Below are 2,679 nucleotides of genomic sequence, written 5' to 3'. Positions count from 1 at the left end.
ATGTTTACTTTCATTTCTATATGAGGAAGGAATTTATTTTTATTTCCTTTTTGGATATTAATCTTTGAACCATCCTCTTTGTTATAGAAGATAAACGTCAAGTAAGGTTTAAAGTTACGTGGTAGTGTAATTGCATTACTTAATGAGGCGATTGGAATATCTACACCAATATCACCAATCACTTTCTGCTCTTTATAAACAGGTGATTTTAATGTGATCACTTGTTCATGGGTGATGTAATCAGTATAAGGCGCAGTAAAATAAAACCCTTTTTTATTCTGATATTGCTTATTAATATCAGAACGATAGTTGTTATATAGTACGGTTGAAAAAAAATGCTTACGGGTATTAAATTCACTCACTGGATACTTGGTCGATAAATAGAAATACTTCAATGTATGTGAAATATAGTAGTAATTATACTTAATCGAGTGCTGGTGTTGCTGGCTCCATAGATCATCTAAAAAAGGAAAAATATTGGTTTCCATTTTTATTTCATCAGAGGGTTTTCCTGTTCCAATAAGGCTGCCGTTAAGTAAATTACTGGGATAAACATTACGGTTAAATCCAAACTCATTGAGCTCTGGATAGTAATGCACCTCAACAAGCGGTGAAGTTTGCAGGGGATGTAATGTATTGATTTGCTTAGAAAATGTGCGGGCATAACGCTCATTACGGTAAGCCAATGAAATAATACTTTTTTTTATCTGATTTAAATTACCTTGCACGTACTCTTTGGCTGCACTGATCTCTTGTTGTGTATTCATGACAACAAGAAAGATCAGCAGCAATATATTGATAGATATTACAAATACACGGTTTAACAGGAAGTGATTGACGAAAAAACATCTCGTCAATCGGCTTGACTGTTGTTCATTTAAAATACTGTGATTGTTGTTATTCATCAGTAGAAAACTCCTGACAAATACGGCTAAAGGGTTGTGGTTTACTGTATAGGTAGCCTTGGTGATAGTGGATCCCCATCGCTAATAAGCAGTTAGCTTGCTCTGCTGTTTCTACACCTTCAGCCACCACTTCGACTTCTGCTTTATCAGCAAAGGCAACCAATGAACTCACAATGGTATTTTTGTTATTGCAATCGAGTTCATCAATAAAGATCTTATCAATTTTAATTGTCGTTGCTTGTAGTTTTTGTAGAGCAAGGAAATCGCAATATCCATTGCCGACATCATCGAGTTTAATTTGAATACCCATATCATTGAGTTGTTGGCAAATTTTACCAGCTAATTCAATATCTTTAATTGGTGAGCGCTCTGTTAACTCAAACGCTATGTTATGTGCCGCAATTTTATAGTGTTGCAGTGCTTCGCGGGTGATCTGCACAAGCTCAGGATCTTGCAGTACGCTGGCACTTAAATTAATACTGAAATAGAAAGGTAAAGGCTTGCCATGATGCAGAATTTCAAGCTTTCGAATATCTTTAGCAACAGTATTAATTAGTTGGAAAGTAAGAGGCGTGATTGCTCCATTTTCTTCACATTGTGGAATAAACTCATCTGGTAAAATCACTTTACCTTTTTTTGTTTCCCAACGGATCAGGACTTCATAACCACAAATTTGCTGTTTATCGGCATCGACAATTGCTTGGTAGTAAGGCACCAGATGATTTTGTTTAATCGCATTTTCAATCAAAAACTTAATGATGCTAGTGCTGTGATAACGGCGATAACATAGGTAGAACAAGGCACTAGAAAAAAGAGCCAGTAAAAAGAGTAAATATGGTTTAATAATGTTGCGATAAGTTTTAATTGCTTCAGGCGTCGCATAATATTTGAGCCATGCTTTATTATTTAATGACATGGATAAAATAGGTTTGACTATATGATTAATATCACTTGCGGTAATGTCTTTTGAGAAAATTTCGTTAGGTGAGCCTTTTCGATTACCCGTAAATAATGCGACATTATTACCTTCAATAATTTGAATCCAACTATTTTTAGGTAATCCAGCAAGTAAAGGATTAATAGGCTGTTGAGCAATATCAACAATAACATTACCGCCTAAAATATGCTTTTTGTACTGGACAATCGACTGATTATTTTTCTTATTAGCGATGAGAATAATTTGCGGATCTAATTCGATAATTTGAAGAGGATGGGTATATAGCGCATCAATATCACGGTGATCACTACATTGTAAACCACTATTAGTAATAAGTTGAATCGATGCGATCTGAGGTGAGTAGTAACTGATTTTTTCCAGTTCAGCGATATCTTGAGCATCGCAAGTATAAGAAAGACTATATTGTAAGTTATCAAGTAGCACTGAAGTCTTTTTTACTTGCTCGATATAGTCATAAAAACGCTGTTTTTCGAGAAATTTAAGGTGAGTTTGGAAAAGCTGAGTGCTGATTTGCTCCGAGGATAAGATCGCTAAAACTAGCACGATAGCTAAGCTAAGAGAGCCAACCGCGCAGTTAAAAAAAGTAAAAGAAAGACGCTTTAATTTTACGATCATAATACTCACCCAACGTGTAGTGCTTTAAAGCGACAATATAAATCTTGAAGTATTAATACGCTACCAAATAGCCCTGAAAAAATCTGAACATAAAATTTATGTGAAAGAAATTATTTTTATGTTTGTTTATCTTGGGTTTTGGCTGTTATATCGAGATTTCTCTGTGTGTAAATTCCTTTAATTGTAAAAATAATAACATCT

The 2,679-nt window shown here is 34.6% G+C and carries 2 protein-coding genes; both read right to left on the bottom strand.

Annotated elements, in window-relative coordinates; genetic code table 11:
• The coding region (locus E5A76_RS08125; RefSeq protein WP_161118601.1) for a hypothetical protein at positions 1 to 905 on the bottom strand (905 nt) is incomplete at its 3' end.
• Positions 898 to 2,478: an EAL domain-containing protein gene (locus tag E5A76_RS08120; RefSeq protein WP_187695590.1), complete on the bottom strand. Its 1,581-nt coding sequence runs from the start codon at positions 2,476 to 2,478 to the stop codon at positions 898 to 900. The genes E5A76_RS08125 and E5A76_RS08120, both read right to left, overlap by 8 nt.
• Positions 2,479 to 2,679: the final 201 nt, after the last annotated feature.

The organism is Photobacterium lucens (assembly GCF_009873615.1).
In the GTDB taxonomy this organism is placed as follows: domain Bacteria; phylum Pseudomonadota; class Gammaproteobacteria; order Enterobacterales; family Vibrionaceae; genus Photobacterium; species Photobacterium lucens.
This window is presented reverse-complemented; position numbering and strand designations above follow the sequence as displayed.

Bases quoted from the DNA above. Each gene is read 5' to 3' on its own strand.
- E5A76_RS08120 (WP_187695590.1), bottom strand. From the start codon at position 2,478: ATGATCGTAAAATTAAAGCGTCTTTCTTTTACTTTTTTTAACTGCGCG.